20 protein-coding genes are annotated in these 21,902 nt (G+C 41.3%); all 20 read right to left on the bottom strand.

The window, feature by feature from the left end:
• A partial coding sequence (locus BLU99_RS11915; protein WP_176771134.1) for an RICIN domain-containing protein occupies positions 1-1,565 on the bottom strand: 1,565 nt, incomplete at its 3' end.
• 41 nt (positions 1,566-1,606) lie between these two features.
• Complete coding sequence (locus tag BLU99_RS11910; protein ID WP_091902380.1) at positions 1,607-4,825, bottom strand: efflux RND transporter permease subunit; 3,219 nt, start codon at positions 4,823-4,825, stop codon at positions 1,607-1,609.
• Complete coding sequence (locus BLU99_RS11905; protein ID WP_091902378.1) at positions 4,822-7,878, bottom strand: efflux RND transporter permease subunit; 3,057 nt, start codon at positions 7,876-7,878, stop codon at positions 4,822-4,824. Before BLU99_RS11905 ends, BLU99_RS11910 begins: the two co-directional genes overlap by 4 nt.
• Positions 7,879-7,895: 17 nt before the next feature.
• Positions 7,896-8,981: a hypothetical protein gene (locus BLU99_RS11900; protein WP_091902376.1), complete on the bottom strand. Its 1,086-nt coding sequence runs from the start codon at positions 8,979-8,981 to the stop codon at positions 7,896-7,898.
• Positions 8,982-9,027: 46 nt separating this feature from the next.
• Positions 9,028-9,282 (bottom strand): NVEALA domain-containing protein, encoded by a 255-nt coding sequence (locus BLU99_RS11895; protein ID WP_091902374.1) that lies wholly within the window; start codon positions 9,280-9,282, stop codon positions 9,028-9,030.
• A gap of 99 nt (positions 9,283-9,381) precedes the next feature.
• Positions 9,382-9,648, bottom strand: a complete 267-nt coding sequence (locus tag BLU99_RS11890; protein WP_091902372.1) for a hypothetical protein — start codon at positions 9,646-9,648, stop codon at positions 9,382-9,384.
• Between the two features lie 97 nt (positions 9,649-9,745).
• On the bottom strand, positions 9,746-10,006 hold the full coding sequence (locus BLU99_RS12195) for a hypothetical protein (RefSeq protein ID WP_143065771.1): 261 nt from the start codon (positions 10,004-10,006) through the stop codon (positions 9,746-9,748).
• A 117-nt stretch (positions 10,007-10,123) separates the two neighbouring features.
• Positions 10,124-10,396 carry a hypothetical protein gene (locus BLU99_RS11885; protein ID WP_091902370.1) on the bottom strand — a complete coding sequence of 91 codons (273 nt, stop codon included), beginning with the start codon at positions 10,394-10,396 and terminating at the stop codon, positions 10,124-10,126.
• 556 nt (positions 10,397-10,952) lie between these two features.
• The gene (locus BLU99_RS11880) at positions 10,953-11,960 is read right to left on the bottom strand and encodes a 6-bladed beta-propeller (protein WP_091902368.1); all 1,008 of its coding nucleotides are present in this window, start codon (positions 11,958-11,960) and stop codon (positions 10,953-10,955) included.
• 106 nt (positions 11,961-12,066) lie between these two features.
• Complete coding sequence (locus BLU99_RS12190; RefSeq protein WP_144006153.1) at positions 12,067-12,405, bottom strand: hypothetical protein; 339 nt, start codon at positions 12,403-12,405, stop codon at positions 12,067-12,069.
• 46 nt (positions 12,406-12,451) lie between these two features.
• The gene (locus BLU99_RS11875) at positions 12,452-13,531 is read right to left on the bottom strand and encodes a hypothetical protein (RefSeq protein WP_144006152.1); all 1,080 of its coding nucleotides are present in this window, start codon (positions 13,529-13,531) and stop codon (positions 12,452-12,454) included.
• 90 nt (positions 13,532-13,621) lie between these two features.
• The gene (locus BLU99_RS11870) at positions 13,622-13,894 is read right to left on the bottom strand and encodes an NVEALA domain-containing protein (protein ID WP_091902364.1); all 273 of its coding nucleotides are present in this window, start codon (positions 13,892-13,894) and stop codon (positions 13,622-13,624) included.
• Between the two features lie 408 nt (positions 13,895-14,302).
• Positions 14,303-15,376 (bottom strand): efflux RND transporter periplasmic adaptor subunit, encoded by a 1,074-nt coding sequence (locus BLU99_RS11860; protein ID WP_091902360.1) that lies wholly within the window; start codon positions 15,374-15,376, stop codon positions 14,303-14,305.
• A 17-nt stretch (positions 15,377-15,393) separates the two neighbouring features.
• Positions 15,394-16,866: a TolC family protein gene (locus BLU99_RS11855; RefSeq protein WP_091902358.1), complete on the bottom strand. Its 1,473-nt coding sequence runs from the start codon at positions 16,864-16,866 to the stop codon at positions 15,394-15,396.
• On the bottom strand, positions 16,863-17,423 hold the full coding sequence (locus BLU99_RS11850) for a hypothetical protein (RefSeq protein ID WP_144006151.1): 561 nt from the start codon (positions 17,421-17,423) through the stop codon (positions 16,863-16,865). The genes BLU99_RS11855 and BLU99_RS11850 overlap by 4 nt, the downstream gene beginning before the upstream one ends.
• A 20-nt stretch (positions 17,424-17,443) precedes the next feature.
• Positions 17,444-19,108, bottom strand: a complete 1,665-nt coding sequence (locus tag BLU99_RS11845) for an O-antigen ligase family protein (RefSeq protein WP_091902354.1) — start codon at positions 19,106-19,108, stop codon at positions 17,444-17,446.
• Between the two features lie 4 nt (positions 19,109-19,112).
• Positions 19,113-19,982, bottom strand: coding sequence for a signal peptidase I (lepB, locus tag BLU99_RS11840; protein ID WP_176771133.1), 870 nt, complete (start codon positions 19,980-19,982; stop codon positions 19,113-19,115).
• Positions 19,975-20,436, bottom strand: a complete 462-nt coding sequence (locus BLU99_RS12465) for a MauE/DoxX family redox-associated membrane protein (RefSeq protein WP_369807725.1) — start codon at positions 20,434-20,436, stop codon at positions 19,975-19,977. The genes lepB and BLU99_RS12465 overlap by 8 nt, the downstream gene beginning before the upstream one ends.
• Before the next feature lie 23 nt (positions 20,437-20,459).
• Positions 20,460-20,831, bottom strand: coding sequence for a hypothetical protein (locus BLU99_RS11830; protein ID WP_091902348.1), 372 nt, complete (start codon positions 20,829-20,831; stop codon positions 20,460-20,462).
• Positions 20,832-21,027: 196 nt separating this feature from the next.
• Positions 21,028-21,902: hypothetical protein (locus BLU99_RS11825; protein ID WP_218128548.1), on the bottom strand; the 875-nt coding region annotated here is incomplete at its 5' end.

Here is a 21,902-nt window from a genome sequence, read left to right as displayed (position 1 = left end):
GTACGGTATCGGCATAATGATGCCAGACTCGGAGTTACACTGCCTCTGGCTTTAGCGGGCACGAACAGGTCCATCGCATCCGTCACCCGCACAGCCTCAGACTGGGCATTTCCGATCCTGAAGAATGACCGGGCATAGGGGTTCTTTTCTTTCTTGGTGATCTTCCATTTCTGCGTGTCCTTTCCGGAATAGAAGTTCTGTACCAGGATCTCCTTGCCAGTCTGCTTGTCGACGCGGGATTCCCAGAACAAGCCCGTCTGCTTGTTCATGATCTTGCACATGCCGTCACCGACAGGTATGATTGCCCATTTCTGGTGATTGATGTATCTGGACTGATAGGCGGTCACATCCCTTTCATAGCATCTGTCCGGATTGGTCACCAGGATGTATACCTGCTTACTTACAATCGCCAGGGTGTCAAGACAGACCCGATAGTCTTCCAGGTACAGGTCCACGGAGTCCATGGGAGCAATCCTCCAGCACGGATAGCCCTGATAGTCCAGACGCATGTTGAGCGTCCTGTCATCCGGCGAATAGCTGCGCAGTGTGATGGGCTGACCAATCGTTGACTGTATGGTGTCGAAGGATACATAGTTGCTCGTTCCCACATTCTGTATCTGGCAATAGGAATCGGAGTAGTCGACCGCCTCTTCCGAATGATAAGGCTCGTAGGCCCCCACTTCCATATAGTCAAGGACAAACGGCTTGTTGGCAGACCCTATCGTAATCTTGTTCTCCCCTTTCTGCAGGTTCAGCACGATTCCTGGAAGAGAGGTCTTGAATGAATACTCGTTTCCGACCTGCATCAGGTCAATGGTTCCGACGGTCTGGCCGTTCACCTTTACCTGTGCCTTCGTGCCTACCGCTGTCGCATTATATCTGAGTCGTACGATCTTCTGTACATCCATGTCTGACGGGATGCTGAAAGTGACAGAGGAATTGTCAGGGGATATCCGTACGGCTTTTCCTTTCATTGCATTGGGTGATCCAATTATCTTCGCATTGACGAGATGTCCTTCAAAAGCTGAGAACTGAACGCCTTGATCGCTGTACGCGACATCGGCATCCAGATACGGGAATAAGGTCTTAATGGTTTGTCGCCAATCACTTACAGGTTCATCGGAAAGCCTGTATGGCAATACGTAATTAAAGAACGTGGATTGATCATACTCGTTTTTCCAGTTCACTTTTGCCCAGAGGTCGCAGGCATCATCTATCGCCTTGATCAGGAATTCGGCTTTTATCTTTCTAATATCCGAGACCTTCATGACGGCTTGTCCGGTAAGCTGCTTGGTTTCCGCGTCGACAACACTATCACGAAATTCAACGGCATGCGTCCCCATTGCTGCATAAGCCTTCACATACTGATCTGCAATCTCACCATATAATGCGTGATGGTAGGGCATGTTCTCAATCAGGAACTTGGCCGACTCATACTTCAATGGGTCGGGATCGTTCTTAAAATGATCCAGCACTTTTTCTAACTCCTGACGGTTGTCACCCGCCAGTTTTAATGCTTGATCTACCTTTTGCTCGCATGAACAAAGAAAAGTTAAACACAGCATTAATAGTGTCGCCGTTTTTTTGCTTATATACATCATAACTATTATTTATGGTTTTTAATTTGATTGTTATTATCTTTGTGATTGAGTCTCATAAATATTGGCATCACGAATACAATCGCTATAACCGAGAAAAGCAACCCGCCCGCCGAGCCAATGGCGAACGAGAACCAAAAAGGCTCGTCCTTTCCATCGATGAAGAACGGTATTAAGCCGAGAACCGTAGATAGAATCGTTAGGAATACAGCCGTAATCTTATGGTTATAAGCCCTTACATATAATGCCGTACCGGCTTTTTGACGATTCTTTCTCGTTATGCTCAGGTATTCATAAATAATGTAGATGCCTCCGTTTACTGTCAATCCACTTAGTAGTACCAGTGAGGCAAAGCCACCTGTTCCGAATTCCACACCAGAGAAGTAATAGGTTAGGAATGTTCCAATAAATGATACCGGAATAAGGGATATAATGACCAATGGCAGCCTGAGAGACTCGAACAAAATGGAACAAATGAAGTATATGATAACCACAATGAGTAAGATCAGCCAATATTGTGTGCCGTTATCCTCATACCATCCGTACGTTGCGTTTCTGCATTTGTAGCCGACAGGAATCTTCGCATTATACTCCTTGATGGTTTTCTTAATATATTTGTCTGTATATGTGTAAGTGCCTAAAACGTTGAAAGCAACTCGTAGTATATACTCTTGATTCTTTTTAGGAATACAATTTTTCGCTTCCCGCCTATTAATCTCCATGAAGTCAGACAGTTTTGTGTCATTACCATTCACTTTCATATATGCATTTTGTAGATGCCAAAGATCAAATCTGTCTTTCTCTGATGATTTTAGATGCATGTCGGATGACAGATGAGTGTCATGGTATTTTTCTATGTCATAGCCTGATAATATCTCACGCAGAGCCTGATGACTGGCGATGAGATCAAAATTGTAGAGTGCCATTCTCTCTTTATTGTAATCCATAAAGAACTCATCCTCTTGGTTCTCGTGCCCAGGAGTCTCTATGGTTAGGTCTACCACGCGGCTGTTTTGTTTCATCGTCTTACACATCTCCTCGGCAATTCTATACAGACGGTCATAGTTATAGCCAATGATCTCAATTCGGTTTGAGCGGAACTGTAAATTCAAGGAGTTGCTGAATCCTCGTTCGCTTACACCGCTGGTACTCCAGTCTGCTCCACCAATGGAGATGATTTTCCCGATGACCTTACTCTCTAATAGATATGGAAAAGATGTTTTTTTGAATTCGTCCTTGAACTCGACAACAGTCGTTGATCCCCATGATTCCACTCGGGTTTCAAACCGTTTGATCTCTTTATATCCGGATAAAAAATTTTCGAGGATAACGACCTTCTCGTTCAGTTCTGTTGCACTTTCTCCTAATGGCATCTGTGCCCTGATGGTCAGTTTCTTCTCCTTGTCTTTTTCTGAGTTATAGGTATTGTCGGAGAGAGATTCGGAAAACAAACGCATTGTGCCACCGAAGAGTTTTGACAAGGTATCCTTGCATTTCAGTTGGAAGAAATTACTTCCCAATGTGGCATTGTACATATCATGCCATACCTTATGGGATTCTTCGTCTTTTTGGTCCTTTCCCAGTTCTGGAGGCAATGCATGAAAGGGAATGCCAAAAGCTAACACCAAAATGATGATGTAGATCCATTTATGCTTTTGTGTGAATGATACGTATCTAGTATAGAAGTGGGTCCATCCCGTTACTAGTTTTTTATGTCGGATATGTCCCTGCTGATAACTTCTATATTCCATTTGTTCTATCAGAGCTGGCGTGAAAGCGTAAGCCACAAAGAGAGCCACTGACAGATTGACAATGATGATCCATGCAAAATCATACAGATCCTTTTGTATAAATTCGGGTAGCCAGAATACAATCACCAGTGACCCGATGGTGGTCAGTAATGCCGCGAGGATTGCTAGGAATGCTCGACGGTTATGGTAGTAGCTATAGTGGTCGGTCATCACGATAGACGCATCAATGACCAGACCCAATGACACAGTAATACCTGCCAAGGAATAGATATGTAGTCGAATGTCTAGTATCGAGTATGCGATAACTGCTGTCAAGATGATGGCAACCAGTGTTGTCGCCATGATCGTGAGATACTTCCAGTCTCTTTTTGTCAACCAAACAAAGGACAATAAGATGCCTAGCGCCATCAAAGAGCGCCATACTAGTTTGTGTAGCTCGCTTTCTCTTTCTTCCGCTCCGTCATATGTCAGCGTCAGATAGATTCCCTTCCTGAATTGCTTTTCAGTTTCTTTGATCTGTTTCTGAATCTTATTGGATAATGATATCTTATTTGCTTTCGCATCAACGTGGATATTCAGGTAGATGGTGTTCAAGCCGTTTACCCGGAAATACTTGTCTGGTTCTTTGTTTTTATATTCATAGGAGGCCAGATCATTCAAATAGATCGTCTTACCGTCGACGACTCCGACAGGCATCTGTTCCAGAGGTTTCACGAACTTACCTGTTGTCAGATAGAGGTCAATTCTTTTTTTTGTTCCTGCTCTTTGGCCGTCTACTCCTATGGCCTCTATATCGGAGTCATGATGAACTACCTCGCCCACAATATCCTCGCGGCCGATGAAACTACGGATACTTTTTTCTATATCGTATGCGGTCAGTCCATAATTGGCAAGGATAAACGGGTTATACGTAATCTCTATTACCTTGCTCACTCCTCCTGTCACTTCCACTCGTCTCACGTCTTCCAGTTGCTTGACGATAGGCTCTACCTTCCTTTCTATATATTCTTTTAGTTGCTCGTCACTTAGATTAGAGTTGATTTGGTAGGTCAACAATAACTGAGTCGTCTCACTTCGTCCCTTCTCGTTCACCACTTCACCTCCTGTCAAAACAGGATAAGAGACGCCTTCCGGTAATCGTTTGTGTATCTGCTTTAGCAATGAGGATATTTCAAATTTTGTGGATGAGACATCTGCCTCCTTTTTTAGTTCCACGACAACCTTTCCTGATCCGAAATACGATTCTGAAGAGACGCTTTCAACACCCTTGACAGCGGATATCAATCCCTCAATTCTAGAGGTGACGTTCTGCTCGATGACCTTAGCTGAAGCCCTTTGCCAGTAGAACTCTACAGTCAATGTCTTACCCTGTCGTGGACGTGGATTATCTGCCACGTCTATCTTTGGAAGCAGTGCAGCCCCAACCACCATGAAAATGGCAAGTATCAATAGAAGGGTGAAGTTGGATACTTTCATGCTCGTTTACGATATATCAGGTAATAGAATAATGGAATCAGGAACAGACTGACCATCGTTCCGATAGCCATACCAACAATAAGCGTCAACGACAGAGGGTATTGCAAGGCGGATCCCATGTCACCTCTTTGGAGGAATGGCAGAATAGCTAGTATCGTCGTGAGCGAGGTCATAACAATTGGCTTCAGACGGTTATGCCCGGCAGTCATGATGGCGCGGAGTAGGGGAGCGCCACCTCGTCGTAGTCGGTTGATACTGTCTATCTTTAAGATAGAATCATTGATGATAATACCACTCATAACTACAAGTCCTATCATGGACATCACATTTACCGATTCTCCAAATACCCATAACACCGCAATAACGAAGAATACGTCAATAACCATTTCTGTTAAGATAATGAATGGCTGGATAAAACTTTCGAATTGGGCTGATAGAATGAAATAGAGCAAAGCCAATGCTACACTCAAGACTAAGGCAAGCTCTTTGATCATTTGTCTGCTGGAGAAATATCCACCTGCGAATGAAGCCGATAGTTCTGCCTTGGGCTGATGAACATATTCGTCTACATATCTCATAATCTGTTCAACCTTTTTGTCATTGGCATTCAGATCGATGCTAAAGTATTCTCCACTGTTTCCTGCCTGCAGTCGCTTGTAGTCCTCACCTCTAGTCTCTTTGACTAAGTATACTATAGGGATATCAACTCCTTCACCGTTTTTGACGCTGCTATTCAGTATGCGGTCGCTTTCTCTGTTGTCTGTTCCCACGATTACAGGGATACTCTGTGCCCCGTCATTGATATTGAATATCTCATTTTTGCTGATCAGTTCCTTAAGTCTGCTGTAGAGTTGTTCATAGCTCACCTTATAGATGGCCATCTGTTCCATGTCTGCCATGTACTGAATGTTTGTCTCAGTGAGTACAGGCATGATAGCGATGTCAGTAAAATGAGTACGTAAGGTATCTGTAAATCTTCGTGCGGTAGCAATATCCGGCCTTCGACCGTCTTGATCCTGTAGGTGTATCTCTAGATCCGATTCATTTGTAGAAAAGATCAAGTTATACAGGTTACCAGACTCATTAAATTCTACTGAAGCTGATGGGTAACGTTCTTTCAATAGTTCAACGATCTTTTCCTTTGCCTTTTCCAGTTTCTTTTTAGATGGTGTTTTGAAGTATACGACAGCTTCAGAGGCAGTGATATCCTTTGTATGAGAAAGCAGAAAATCTTGTGCTCCTATCATCGATGTTGAAGTCACGGTTTCTTTCTCAATACCATTCATCAGTTCCATGATCCGTCGGTCATTCTCATCAGCCGCTATTCCCATATTCCAGTCAATAGTCATCAGTGTGTCATCATGATCGACCTTTGGCATCCGTTCCTTTTCTATCTGCCAGAAAAAGAAAAGTGTCAATGGAATAAGACAAACAAGTGTAATCAGACAAGTCCTTGCATGCCTGAACACCCATCCCATGATACTTTTATATGGACGATAGAGGTTAATTTGTCTCTTGCTCTCTTCTGTTGGCGCATGATGATGCTTCCGGAATAGGAAATGGAAATATACAGGGATTACCAACGAGGCGACAGCTAATGACGCAAACAGGGCGATAGTTACGCCCATGGCCTGATCATAGAAAAGTGTCCCGGCAATACCACTGAGAAAGATCAAGGGTAAGAACACCGAACAGGTTGTTAGAACAGAACTCAGCATCGGAGCGAAAACTTCACGTACACCGTTTACGATGGCCGTTTGAAGTCTTTCTCCTTCTCTCCATCTTCGCATCATATTGTCGATTACGATGATAGAGTTGTCTACGATCATTCCAACTCCCAATATCAACCCTGACAAAGAAATGATATTCATTGAGATGCCTATTATGTAGAAACTGAGCAGGGTCAGTATTAATGAGAGTGGAATGGTCAGTACGATGAGTAGTGACAATCGCCATTGACGCATAAACAAGAATAAGATCAGACAGGCCAGTAGTACACCGACATACAGATTTGTCTTTAGGTTTTTGATGGTATAGGTCAGCAGGTGTGTCTGATCTCTGGTAAGTTCAAACTGAATATCAGGATACTCTTTCCTCATCTCGGAAAGTAAGGCCTCCATACTCTCCTGCAAATCTGCCATTTGTGCATCATTCTGCTTGATGATGGCAAGTGTGATGGCGTTGTTTTTGTTGTGTCTTACCTTTCCGTTTTGCTGAGCTATATGTTCTTTGATGCTACATAGATCTTTCAACTGCAACAATCGCCCTTCATGATTGATATAGATGTCTTCTACATCTTCTTTTGTTAGCAGTTGGGAATCGAAATGAATATTATATCGAAAGATGCCATCTACCACACTTAAAGCCTCCAGTGTGATATTGTTTTTTTTGATGGCATTTTCGATATCTTGTGTACTCAGGCCTATGGATTGCAACTTCTCGTAATCAGGAATACACTCGATCTCAGTTCCAACAGTACCGCTGATGTCAACCATTGCTGTCTGTGGAAGCTGTTCGATACGCTTACTTACCACCCCTTTTGCGAAACGTCCTAATTGGGCAAATGCTAACCCTGCTGTCTCAGCGTATTCATCCGCTTGGGGGGATTTTTCATCTGTCCGTTTAAGCCATATGTCGAGATAAAAGGCTGGAATATCCATAGCACTGGCCTTGATCACTTTGGGACGTTCCATGTCTTTTGGCATGGTATTCATCGAACGGTCGATCTTTTCATTGACCTCAATGAAGAGAAGATCAACATTACTTCCTGGTTCAAAGGTCATCACCACATGCCCGGCATCCATCCTTGCCTCACTGCGTATATCCTTCACTCCTGCCACCTGCATTAACTGACCTCGTAGTGGCGATATTACTCTCTGTTCTATCTCTTTGGCGGAATGACCGGGGATATTTGCCTGTACCGTTATCTGTGGCACATCAATGTCAGGCATAAGCGATACAGGGATAAAACGTAGTGCCAGACACCCCATCACCACAACAGCGATAAGGCACATGGTTACAGCAATAGGTCGATGGATGATTTTACTCAGCATGGAATCAATAACGCATTCTAGTTAATATCAATCTTGCATTTCAGCAGTTTACTATTTGAGTCTAATATATATAACATCTTCTGATGTTCGTCATAATCGAAATGATTAAACTGAATCTCCGATTTGATTTCGCCGATGGGATTTCCAGACCAGTCAAACAGTAAGATAGAGGGATAGTATGGCTTATCATCAATGTAATGACCTTCTGTGATGTTGAATTCCAAAACGGCGAAGCCAAAGCTATAGGTCCTCAGGTCAGCAAACATATACATACGGTCAGATTCCGGAGTTTTTAGAATGTCACTCAACTTGTCCTGCTTTTTACCTATGCATATGGTATATCCGTTGTCTTTTTGCAATGAGTAGATGTTGATATAGTTCATTCCGAGCAACGACTCTACGACGTAGTCGTTGGATGGCGCCATAGCAATCAGCGTAGACATAATATTGAAATCCTCATTCATAGGCACTTCAAATTCATTCATTTTATTAATGAATGGTTTGGATTGAACACCGGTTCGCGTGATGATAGAGCGGTTTTGGTGAGTCTCCATTTTATCAATTTCGCGAATATATATTAAAGTGTCACCTATGGTCTTTGCCCAGAAAGCATATCGCGGAAGTGCTTGACTATACTTAAGCTCTTTTGTGCAGACTTTCTTGTCTGCAATGGATTGGGTAATGTTTACTGCATAGACTCGACCTAAGATTGGGTCGTATACATTGGCAAAAATAGAATCATTTGCAGTCTCAAATGTCATGTGTAGTGTCAGATCAATGCCCTGTACGAATTCTCCAATGGCTTTTCCTTTGTTAAGAAACCGTCCCAACGACTTCATGGAGTCTATGGAAAGAACATCAAGTATACCGTAATCCTGATCTGTATCGATGAACAGGAGCGAGTCGTATACGACGAAATCCTCGATGAAATAATCTGGCGTGTTGACAGAAGTCATATCATTTGCACGCAGTGTTTGAATTTTGGGAAACGAGTAGACTTTTTTTACCTCCTCGAATCCCATGTATTCCTTGTTACTATCAACTTTATTATGACAAGAAACAAGACAAACTAATGCAATTATATAGAATATACCTTTTTTCATATGATCATTATTTGTAGGGCTGTCTCATAGAAACAGCCCTGATAATTTAGCATTTGCCTTTGCCACTACCAGTAGAGTTCTTTAAAAGCCTACATTGGTCACAGTACAAGATCTGGCTCCCGTGTTTATAAATTTTATTTTTATAACAATCGAGTCCGCCACTTTCTGATTTGGAAAGAGCCTCAACATTCTGAGTCAGCAGACCATTCTCGTATGCATTTGACTGGAACGTCTTTGTGCCAACGAACGTAGCGATGGCAACCGCTGCAATGCATGACAGCTTGATTACTTTCTTCTTCATAAATAAATTGTTTAAAAAGTTAATAATACGGGCATACGCCCTTTTGTTACTCGCTTCTCGTATATCTACAGGACTGTCTCTTAGAAACAGTCTTAATGATTAGAGATAACAGAAACCTGATCTATTCTTTTCTTTAGCTCCACTAGCATATTTACATGTTGAACAATGCCTAAAGTAGTATCCGTGCCAAGGTTTTGTGTCGTAGTAGCAACTGTACCTTTTGCCGCTTTCCGATTTCGACAGCGCCTCAACATTCTGAGTCAGCAGACCATTCTCGTATGCATTTGACTGGAGAGCCTTTGTGCCAACGAACGTTGCGATGGCAACCACAGCAATGCATGACAGCTTGATTACTTTCTTCTTCATAAATAAATTGTTTAAAGAGTTAATAATACGGGCATTTGCCCTTTTTTACTTACAGCTTTTATATCCATAGAGCTGTCTCAAAAAACAGTCCCAATAATTAACGATAGCATGTACCAGAACCTCTCGGTGCACCATAGGCATAGTCACATGTTATACAATCTCTATATAATCCCCCGTGCTTATACTTATTGAGGTAGTAGCAACTGTACCTTTTACCTCCTTCCGATTTAGACAGGGCTTCAACATTTTGGGTCAGCAGACCATTCTCGTATGCATTTGACTGGAGAGCCTTTGTGCCAACGAACGTAGCGATGGCAACCGCTGCAATGCATGACAGCGTAATTACTTTCTTCTTCATAATTAAATTGTTTAAAGAGTTAATAATATGGGCATTTGCCCTTTTGTATGGGTTTTAATAGATAAGGGAGGTCTCCCTATGCTACCTGCGAAATGGTCTTTTCTTGATAATGCAGTCTCAAAAAGAGAACCATGGCTTGCATTTACTTTTGCCATTGGCAGCTGCACTGCCAACATACAAACAAGTCTTGCAATACCTTGTTATGCTTCCATGCTTATATGCATAGGTGACGGCACAATCGACTTTCTGGCCCTCTGAGTTAGACAGTGCCTCAACATTCTGTGTCAGTAAACCATTCTCGTATGCATTTGACTGGAAAGTCTTTGTGCTAACGAACGTCGCGATGAGCACAGCTGCAATGCATGACAGCGTAATTACTTTCTTTTTCATAAATAAATTGTTTAAAGAGTTAATAATATGGGCATATGCCCTTTCCTCTATTTATTAGCATATTGTATACACCCATAAGTCCTTTCTTCAACTTTTAGATTACTTTGGATGAATATGGGGCGTAGAAATTTATTTATGTTGAAACCATTTATATGTTAATAGGGGCTGTCTCATAGAAACAGCCCTAAAGATTAGAGAAAACATTGAGATACACCTCTGCCAGTAGTATTGCTAATATACTTACACGACGAACAATCCCTAATTTGGGCTCCGTGCATATGAATATGAATCTTGAAGCAATCGAAAACTCTGGTTGGGTTTCCTTCCGATTTCGACAGCGCCTCAACATTCTGAGTCAGCAGACCATTCTCACATGCATTTGACTGGAGAACTTTTGTGCCAACGAACGTTGCGATGGCAACTGCTGCAATGCATGACAGCGTAATTACTTTCTTTTTCATAAATAAATTGTTTAAAGAGTTAATAATATGGGCATATGCCCTTTTCTTTAGTTATTACTATGTTTTTATTCTTGTGTTATCAGTGAGATTGGACATCATTCTGGTCTAATATTGTATTTAATGAGTATCATGTTTTTATTATCATTTTGGATGTCATATATTCCATAAAGAGCTCCGTCATAATATGCAATAGGGTAAAATGGATGTCGTAATCGAGTGTTAACTAGTCCAGATATAGAAGTGGCCTTTTGTTCGTTATATACGTTTGTTAATACAAACTCGGAAAGATACAACGTTATGACATATTGTGATGTTACAAATGATCGAATATGCATATTGCCATGCAATGGATTTGCCTTAGATGCGTTCTTATCATTAGTAATCTTTCCGAATTCAATAGAGTATATAGGTAGCACGTTCCCGTTTTCCCATTTATATATTATATTTGATGCAGGTTCTGCAAAGAAGACGCTCCCATTGTCATCTTTCGAGAAGATTCTATCCGTCATCATGCTCTCTTCTTTCATTTCCATGGAGAGGAAACTGTTAATGACACTTCCTTTCTCATTGATATGTACAATTCTCTTTAGATTTTTAGTTGGATTCATATTGCACAATAAAAATCCATCTGGTACTTTTGCAAAATCTATAGAAGGAAACTCTAACTGTATCCTGTTTTTGTAATCCAGATTTCTGTCATATACTATGATACTGCTACCTTGAAAGTCCAATACATACACATTATCATGATCAACACAGATTGATGTGGGATTAATATATTCGCCATGACCATGGCCGGTCTTTTTAATCTTTTTTTCTTGGAATCCTGTATTCAGATTGAACTTCCAAATGGAATTAGTCTTATCCAATATATAAGCATTCGAGTCGGATAAGCACATATCTTGTACCTCCCCCATGTGTTCTATGGCGTTTGGTTGTAAAAGTGTTGAGTCGATTGACGTAACAAAACTATCAATCAACAATTCTGTGTTCTTATCTCCCGAAATGTTAATTATAGTGCCATTAAAGGTCTGATTATTAACCGCACAACCTGCTAAGATGGTTGAGCAGGTGAATATGCATACAAGAATCTTATTATTCATTTTAATAGTTGTTACAGAAGTGTTGTAAAGCACAAAGATATTGGTTGCAGGTAGAACTGCACCATACACCTTTGTGCCTTTTGTTTATTTCTTTGACCGAATCATATTAATTCCCAGAGCAACAGTTGCTACAACTATGGCTGTGACAAGGTTTGTCCGAATTGGGATTCTGCCAGCACGTAGCAGAACACTGTCCTGTTGGTTGTAGTATCCAACCCATACTGCCGTAATACACATTTTTATAACAAGGCAGATGCATAGAACTATATCCAACACTACCACCAATGTCACCTCCAAGGTCTCCCAAATCGCTTTGGGTTAAAGCCTCAACATTCAAGGCCAATAGACCATTTTCGTATGCATTTGACTGGAAAGTCTTCTTGCCAACAAACGTTGCGATGGCCAGAGCTGCAATGCATGACAGCATCATTACTTTTTTCTTCATAAATAATTTTTTTAATGTTAATAATATACAAGGCATGTGCCCTTTTTTATTTGTCTTTGTTTAGTCTGTACATCCAAATTTTCTCTTCTCCTGATTCCTGATCATTGGTGAATAGATACAGAGTGTTATTGTCATCAGAGACTTTCATAAAATCTCCAGATCTATCAAGTACTAGCGTTTTTTCCAATGTTCCATTCCAATCGTATACTTCAACGGTATTTCCGGTACGATGAAAGGCATTATTCTCAAGTGTCTCTTTGTATAGGAAAACATAGATGTTTTTGGGGGTAACATCTATTGCTAATCCATTACCACTTCTGCTGTTTATTTTGTAATTCCCATCACCTTTACACTTGTAATCTGGAAGAACCGAATATAGTTCTTTTAAGATTTTAATGCTTTTCCCTTCTAAAGTGAAGATAAATGCGAATCTCTCCTCTCCGCACATATATAGAAAGCGGTCTTTTTGGTTACTGAATATCCGGCAGTTATTCGTATAGATAGAGTGTTTGGCGAGACTGTCACCCTGAACGCCGTCTGAAGGCCAGTATTCCAAGGGGGTCAAAGTGTGGTTCTTGAAATCAACCACAGACATGATATGTCCAATGGCATCGTATGGCGCACCCGGTACCAAAAATGTTGAATCGGATATAGATACAAACGTTTTACAAACACATCTAAAAGATGGAAGATTTATTAATGAGTGTTTCTTCCATAACTTAGAGTCTTTTATTGAATCAATATTATTGCTATTTGTTATCTGTGTTATCGAAAGCAGTTTGTTACAGTAAAAAGGATAATCTATAATGTAAAGCGAGGAGTCTTTTCCTTTTGCGAAAGCAATATTGTGAAATTCATCATTCCCATTCCCGATGCTAAAAGCATTCTGCGAGCCTGTCAAATAACCGTTTGTTAACGAACTTACGATGCATCCGTACGTTGTGGAATTTGAACTTGAAATTAACAAGCTATCGTATATTAACAAGGGGAATGAGCCGTAATAGGCAGAGTCTATCTTGACTTGAGTTCCTTGAAGTTCAATCCCGTGATTTCCTCCGTTCTGACTATTTGTACACGAACAGACTGCAAATACCATTAACAATACAGAATATACTTTATTTTGCATATTGATTCTTTATTAGTGGAGACGTAGAAAAATACACTCTTACTTTTATATAATGTGTGCATAATCTACGCCTCCATATTAATGAGATAATTAGATATTTCTATGATTGTCTATATCCATAACGCCGGAACCACTAGCGGTTCTGACATTTACGGAACATGTGTTGCCTTCATACACTTCACATGGAATGTAAATAGAGTCTTCACCGGCATCTCCTTCACCAGTGTCTCCTTGACTTAATGCCTCAACATTTTGTGCCAACAAGCCACTTTCATATGCATTTGACTGGAGTGTCTTTGTGCCAACAAACGTTGCGATGGCAACAGCTGCGATGCATGACAGCATAATTACTTTTTTCTTCATAAATAAATTGTTTAAAATGTTAATAATATATGGGCATATGCCCTTTTTTCAGGGGTTGAGAAGATAGTCAATGAATCTTCTTTGATAAGGTGATGGGTCTCTATAATTTTTTATTAACAGTAGGCCTCTTTGTCCATTTGGGAGCGTGAGGTTCAAAATACATAGACGGTCTGATTCTGGAACACAGGAGGCCCCCCAAATGCCTCCTTCTCCCGAATTAGTGTCTCCCTGACTTAATGCCTCGACATTCTGGGCCAATAGGCCATTCTCATATGCATTTGGCTCGAGAGCCTTTGTTCCAACGAACGTCGCGATGGCAATGGCCGTGATGCATGACAGCAAGATTATTCTTTTTCTCATAAATAAATTGTTTAAAAGTTAATAATATACGGGTCTATGCCCTTCTCTTTAGCTATTGTTAAGTTTCACTTCAGTTCCATCAGCCAGATTGAGATTACCTGAGGTGATGATAATATCACCTGCATGGATCTCTGTTTCTTTCCGTTGGCATCCCGTGATGGCATAGGAGTTGATGTTGGAATAAAGCACATCAACATATGTCCAGACGGCTTGCCCGTCTTTGTAGATAAAGACAACATGATAGCCATCACGTTCCACAACAGCATCCTTTGGGACAACAAACATGTTTCGAAGTTGTTCTTCGACGATAACCCGTACATTCATGCCGTCAATCAACGTATTGTCTTTGTTGACCAGCCTTGCCATGACTTTCACAAGGCCTTTGTCGTCAACGAGTGGGTTAATTTCGGTAATAACACCTTCGATAGTCAAACTGTCAGAGACAAAAGGGGACACCTTGATATGCTGTCCCTTCCGGATGATTGCCAGTTCTGCCTCCAGGATCTTGAACTCTACCTCAAATTGAGAATCGTCGATCAATGTACAGATTTTATCATTGCGTTGGTACGATCTAGCTTCTAAGTCGGCAATCCGCCCACTGAAGGGGGCATAAAGGTTACATTCAGTTAGAGCCGTTTTGGCAGACTGCAATTGATATTTGGCCGTGAAATAGCCTGATGTTACCTCTGCTCGCTTCATGACATCTTCTGGGACACCCTTCAGTGAGGCGTCATAGCCTAAGCCTATCAGTTTGTCTGTCAATTCCACTTTGGCACGTTCCAGTTCCTTTTCCGCTTTTTCGATTTCTCGCACTCTCTCCCGTTTGTCAAGAGATGCGATGAGTGCGCCTTTGGCAACGTGCATTCCTTCTTTTACATAGATATTCATAGTTACACCCTGTGATGTGAAACTCAGCTCACTCTTGGCTTTAGCCCTCAACCGTCCATTGCAGACTATCTGCTTGTCAAAAGTTGACGTTCGGAGTTTCATGGTGTCTACATATGCCTCATTCATAGCTTGTTGACGTTTCTCTATCTCTGCAGATGACTCTTCCTTCTTGCCGCCACAAGCAGCAAGTGTGAAACATGCGAATGCAAGGATATATGTCGTAAATCTGTTCATATCTCGTTAATTATTTTTTACTTTCCGTTGTCGATAATGGAATCAAAGTCTGCGCTTAAATCCCGATGACTGACCCAGTCGTAAAGGGTTGCTTTCCGCAGATTATAATAATTCGTCCAAAATGTATGAAGCTGACGAATGTATTGGGCTTTTGCACTCTCTGATTCCTGTTGAGCTGTATTCAGGTCGGTTACGGTAACGGTTCCTGCCTCGAACCGCTGTTTAGTGATGCCATAGCGCTCATCGGCAATATCTTGTGCTCTCAGTGCATTCTGGCATTGGCTTGACTGTATGTTGAACTGAAGCACGTTGGTTCTGATATCTTGCATATAGGTTTCATGGGCCTGTTCAAGTTGGGTCTTAGTAACTTCCAGATCGGCTTCTGCCATCTTTACTCGGCCTTTGCTGACTCCCCAGTCGAAGATAGGTAGATAAACAGTCAGTCCAATAATCTCATTGTTTTTCAGGTCTCGATATGCGTTGTTGAAGTGGTTGGACGTCTGATTAAAACCAATCTCACTGTTCAACTGTACTTGTAACCCTTTGTTTGCCTTTGCCTGTGCCAATAGCATCTCCGATTCCAATCTTTTAATCTTTTGCTGGAGTGTATGGGTTGAGTTGGCAAGGGCCTTTTGTAGGATGTCATCCGTATTGACACAAATATTTGGAATGGAATAAGGAGGTATAAGGTCGATCTTATCATAGTCGAACATCCTCAGATAGGAAAACAATCGGAATTTCTGACTTTTCAGTGTGAGCTCGTTGTTATTAGCATCTACTTGTGCGTTAAGTAAGGATAGTTCCAATTGCAATAGGTCGCTCTTTGTGATGGTACCTAGGTCCAAACGCTTCTTGGCAATCTTATACAGATATTGTCTGTCTTTCAGTGTACTGATGCACTGTTGATATGTGGATTGTGCCGCAAGGACCTCGAAGAATAGTCGAACAGCCTCAATGGCTACGCCTTCCATATTCTCTAGATATGTTCGCTTGGCATTCTCGTATTTTAATGGTTCCGTTTTCTTTTGCCATTTCAGGCTGTTATATGCCCTTAGAGGCTGGGTATAGCTTAGTCGTATGGGTTGAGAGTTATATATCTTGGAGTCATAGCTGAACTGGTCCAACCGGTAGAGATACGATTGTACGGACAGTTTACCTCCCAACGGTACAATGTTCTGGTCAACCGACAGCGATACGCTGTTACCCATGGAGTTGTTCTCTACAAAAGATATCCGTCCATCGTCGGAGTTCCTGGCTTCCACCATCGATCGATCGAACTGGAGCAGTCCTCCCGACAGACTCACTGCTGGCAACAACTCTGCGCGGAAGGATCTGTAACTCCAGTACTGGCTCATAAAACTGAGACGAGCCACCATGGCATCATAGGAGTTTTCCTGTGCTATCTGAATAGCAGAGGAAAGTGTCAGTTGCTGAGCAGGACAACTGATACACCCTAAAAACAGAATTATGATAAAACTCCGATGCCTCATTTCTTCTTTTCCTCAAGCATATGATGAAGCAATTGTTCTATTTCATTATTGCGAACAGGATCCCCGACTAATACGACATGATTATCCTTGTCTAATAACATGACATGCATGATGTTCGATTCTGGGAAAGATGGATTTTTTTTGCGGAACATTCCCTTTCTGTCAATGAAGATGGATCTATTGAAATCTGCCGCAAAGAATCTGTTTTTTACTTCTTCTGAGATACTATCACTTTCAACAATAATCGTCAAGGTAATAGATGGCTCTAGTTTCCAGGCTCTTGCTAATACAGTTTCCCATTCTTGATGGTGACCTGCATAGCATGGTGTACATTGTGAGCTATCCACATATGCCAGGAATTGATACTTGGCCTTTGACGATAGATAAGCGGAGTCGATAACCAGTGTGTCCATATCAGAAGCCGGAATGTCTATAACACTGGCATACAATTCGTTGAGTTGCTTGTTGATTTTCTCTTTACGACTGTTGCATGATAAAAGCCCCAGCATAAGTAAACATGCGGGTAAGATGATAAGTTTTGATAGTTGTTTGTTCATATTCTTTAATTATTCGTTTATTATTCATTGAGAATCGTTCTTGCTTTGTCTTTCATTTCTTTTGTTGCTGGCGACACCACTTTTTCCTTGAAGGATATGACTCGTTGAGCCATCTCCTTTTCTTTCGTAATATCTCCTTTCTTTTCATATAGGAGCATGAGACGATAGAGCGGATAGATGCGATTCGGCATGATGTCAAATGCCTTTTGGTAGGCTTGTTCTGCTTTTTGGTATAGATTCATTTGGAGATAGTTGTTGCCTTGAATTACATAGAACATGGGGTCATTACTGATAAGTGTGCCTAGGCGTAAGACGGCATTACTGTCTGTGTATCTCCCATTTTCCGATAATGTTTTTCCAAAATCGAATAGAAAGTATGGGTTACCTCGGAGCAATGGCAAGATTTCATAATGTGCATTGATTAATGCGGAATGTTTTATTCCTGCTGTCATCCAATAGTCACTCTCTGCCTTTGCTCTTATTGTAATATGATGATGTGCAAAACCGGATAAAAGAAGGATGCCCCCAAAAGCGCCAATAGGTATGAGATATCTTCTGGAAAAACTGTTCCGTATTGGTGCAGTCTCAGTATATCCTTTGTTTGTAGCGCCGTAGGCAGCTATCACGACGAAGAGAATCTGATAAGGAAGTTGCTCAAGCGGATATGAAAACATGGAGGAAATCAATAAACTGAGTAAACCAATTCCCAGAGCCTTCCCTTTTTCCTTCAATTGGAGAAATAGCAAGATGATCAGAACTATAGCAAAGGCCAGGCCGACGAGTCCTTGTTCTACTCCAACGTATAGCAATTCGTTGAATGCAGACATTAATACGTCTGTACTCTCCACGTTGAATGTGGGATGTTGTTGACAGAACAGAGCAAGGCCTTCCGCATATTGATGAAAGAAACTTCCAATTCCACTGCCCCATATCGGTGAGTGATAGATGTTTAATAAGGAAACCAGATAGATGATGGAGCGACCATCGGCAGAACCTTGCTTAAGGAAATAAAATACTGCCGCTATGCAAAGAGCACCTGTGGCAACCCACCACCGCCATCTTTTCCATTGTTCCCAATAGATGATAGCAAGGCAGACGGCTGCAGATAGCAAGGCCGCACGACTCCACGTCGCAGGCAGTAGAATGGCAAAGATTAGTGGAATCCAATAAGGCTTCTTTGCCTGACATGACATCACTAATCCCATACTGAGGATAGCTGAGTATGGACCAGGGTTCAGAAAAGTACCGGTTAGTGCGTAGAAGTTGTGTCTACTGGTCCCGTTCACCAATTGAAGACCTCCAATAAGTACCTCATAGAAAGCACAAAGCAAGATACCCCAGACAATAATCTTCTCTGAAATACTTGCAGAAGAGAGTATCAGGCGTAATCCGATATAGAGGGCAAGCATCTGCATCGTTCGTAGGCAGAACGATGCACAAGGGTAGGTGGTATCCATGCCTGCTCGTATCATGACATATCCAAACCAAAGGAGTACAACCACATCTATTGTGCTGATAGCTAATTGTTGTTTTTGCAAGAAAAAGATTAAAAGGGTAACGGCGGAAACTACGCAAATGGTCTTGATAAGGTGGATATCCGTCTCACTCCATCTTTGCTCAACTGGTTGTATGACGAACCAAAGTAGAATACCAATGCACAATATGACCAGTATCTTATATTTCATGATTTTAAACTCTTTTTAGTGTGCGTCCTTTTCGATGTTTGCCTGTTTGGGAATCCACGGAATAGGAAATATATTTTACAACGCCCACGATATATTCCTCTGGCACCAGTCCCCAGTATCGAGAATCGTTAGAGTCGCTAGCGTTGTCTCCTGCCATAAAATAATAGTTATGCAGGAATTGATGAAACTTCAGTTCCTTTCCATTAGCCCATACTTTGTTTTCCTCCCAACTGAAGTCAATCTTCTTTCCTGTCTCCCATTCGAGTAACATTCGATAAAGGCATGCCTCGTGAGGTGTAATCTTGATGATGTCCCCACTTCGAGGAATATATAACGGGCCAAATTGGTGAATGGTCCACGGAATTCTCTCGTCATAAGGCGTTGTGTGCAGCAGAAAGTCAAGTGTGCTATCCGGTATATTAGCAAGATCGTCTTGTTTCTTCTTGTTGCCAAGTACACCGTCGAAGTTATTGTTTACATAATGCCCATCAATAATACTAAGGCTATCGCCAGGTAGGGCGACACATCTTTTGCAGTAAACTTCATTGATAACAAAACTGAGGTGCTTCTCATGCTCGGGGAAGTTGAAGACTACGATGTCATTCAGTTGGATAGTCCGAGTTCCTCGCGTGCGCCAACATTTAAGTTCGCCTCCTTCTGGCTTAAAATTGAAGTCGGAATAGATGCGTGCGCCCATGATAGTTTTGTCTACCAACACTCTGTCGCCAGGCATTAGAGTAGGCAGCATGGATTCTGTGGGTATCACAAACTGGTCGAACAGCATCACCCTAGTACCTAACCATGCAAGACATGTTAGGATGAAAGCCAGCAGGATCCCCCATAACCATTTGACGATACCACAAGATTTATCCATTCTCATATCGTGATTTGCGATATATGGATGTCTGCCATAGGTGTATGGCAAGAAGGATTAATGACAGCCCCAACAATACGATATTCTTATAGAAAGAGCTGGCTGGAGTGAAGTGAATCAGTTCGCCAAAGCATCCACAAGATTCAATACCGCCATACAAATCTGTATAATTGATATATGTAATATATACAAAGAACGCCATGACGGCTGGATATACCCATATCAAAACTCTCTGGCATGGTTTGATAAATGCTCCAATACCAATCAAGAATTCGAAAGCGCAGATGGTAATAGCTAATAGTCGAGTAAAACTATACAACCCATCTATTCCCAGCAGACCACAATAGGAATTGATGACCAGTGAGAACGATGGGATGTTGATTGCTTTTGATATTGCTGAAAAAATGAATATCGCTCCGAAAGCGAAAAATAGGATTTGTTTCAGATGTTTCACCTTAATATTATATATGGAGAATATCAAAAGGTAACGCTTCCGTTTTTGTAGATTAGTGTACCATATATCATATGGTCTACAACATCTTGTGGTAGCGTGATGATGGTAACTTGTGTTGGCATATATATCATCTTGCTGTAAGGAATAGTGTTGCTTCCATTACGGTAGATGAGAATGTGACCACGCTCTAACGGCTTACTTGATAAAACAATAATGGAGTTGCCAGAAACGTGGACATAAACTTCTGTGCCCACACCTAGAGCCTTTCTAGGCTTGTCATGCACCCCTCCAATACCAGAAGATTCGCCTCCCTCTTCTGGATGAAATGGACTTGCAGATACACCAAGTGTCAAAAATGCGGCTAAGGCAATAATAAGAAATCGTTTCGTATTCATAACTTTTATAGTTTTTGTTATGGCAAATATACGACACGATTTCTTTGTTGCCTAATTTTTGAGTTGACAATGAGTTGACAAATGGTGGATAGCACCTTTCATGTTACAAATATTAAAGAATATGATACGGAAAGAAAAGAAAGATGTAAAAAGCTATATCTGTATCGGTATTAATATATTTCTGCAGTTCAGATAGTTATTTGTGATTTATCATATGTATATTGTGGTAGTGTACTGGGGTTAAACGTTGAACATATAGCTTTTCGGTATAACTCTCGAGATCTACGTCAATAGAATTCTCGAAGTCACCTTCTATTTCATTAACATACACACATGGCATCTTTTCTGCGTATCTTTCTGGGATCTCCGAGAAATTGGAAATAAAGATAATCTTAGAATCGTCATTTAGAAAAGGAATAAGATACGCATGCTTCCACGTCATTTCTCCTTTAATGAAAATCGGAGCATTTGTGTCTTTAATATCTTTGAATAGAACAGAAATATACGCATCGTCCAGATGTTCAACAATAGATCTTTTACCATTGAATTGAATCAATGATAATACTAGTAGTGTAACAGCGGTAGCAGGTAATACTAATTTGGGAATTCCCAAATCCCCCATGCTAATATAGCCGAGAGCAAAGATTGGGAATAAGGGAGCGACATACCGCAGGAATTTCATGTCAATGGGAACAAGGTACATAATCACAAAGAATGTAATCAGGTTGATAACAGCGATAACAGGTAATATGGGAGATATGTGCTCTTTCGTCTCCTTCGCAAATGCTGTACAGATTATAGCAATAACAGTAAGCTGACAGAATAATCCGAAGAATACATTTGTAAAAGTGAGTTTTAATATGGCGTTTTTCATGGCAACGATATTCGCAAGAAAAACAGAGGATTGCAGATTATTAGTGGCATCCTGCTCCCGGTATCCCAGATTCCCGAAATCAAAGTACAGGAGTTTGGCGACAATCAGAGCAGCAATAAACATCATGATGAAGAATCCGAGCAGGCGGTAGTCTTTCTTCCTAATGCAATAAATGATAATGAATAAGCCGTAGAACC

It is taken from the genome of Prevotella sp. lc2012, assembly GCF_900107065.1.
Classification (GTDB): domain Bacteria; phylum Bacteroidota; class Bacteroidia; order Bacteroidales; family Bacteroidaceae; genus Prevotella.
The sequence above is the reverse complement of the archived record's forward strand: the minus strand, read 5'-3'. Positions and strand labels throughout refer to the sequence as shown.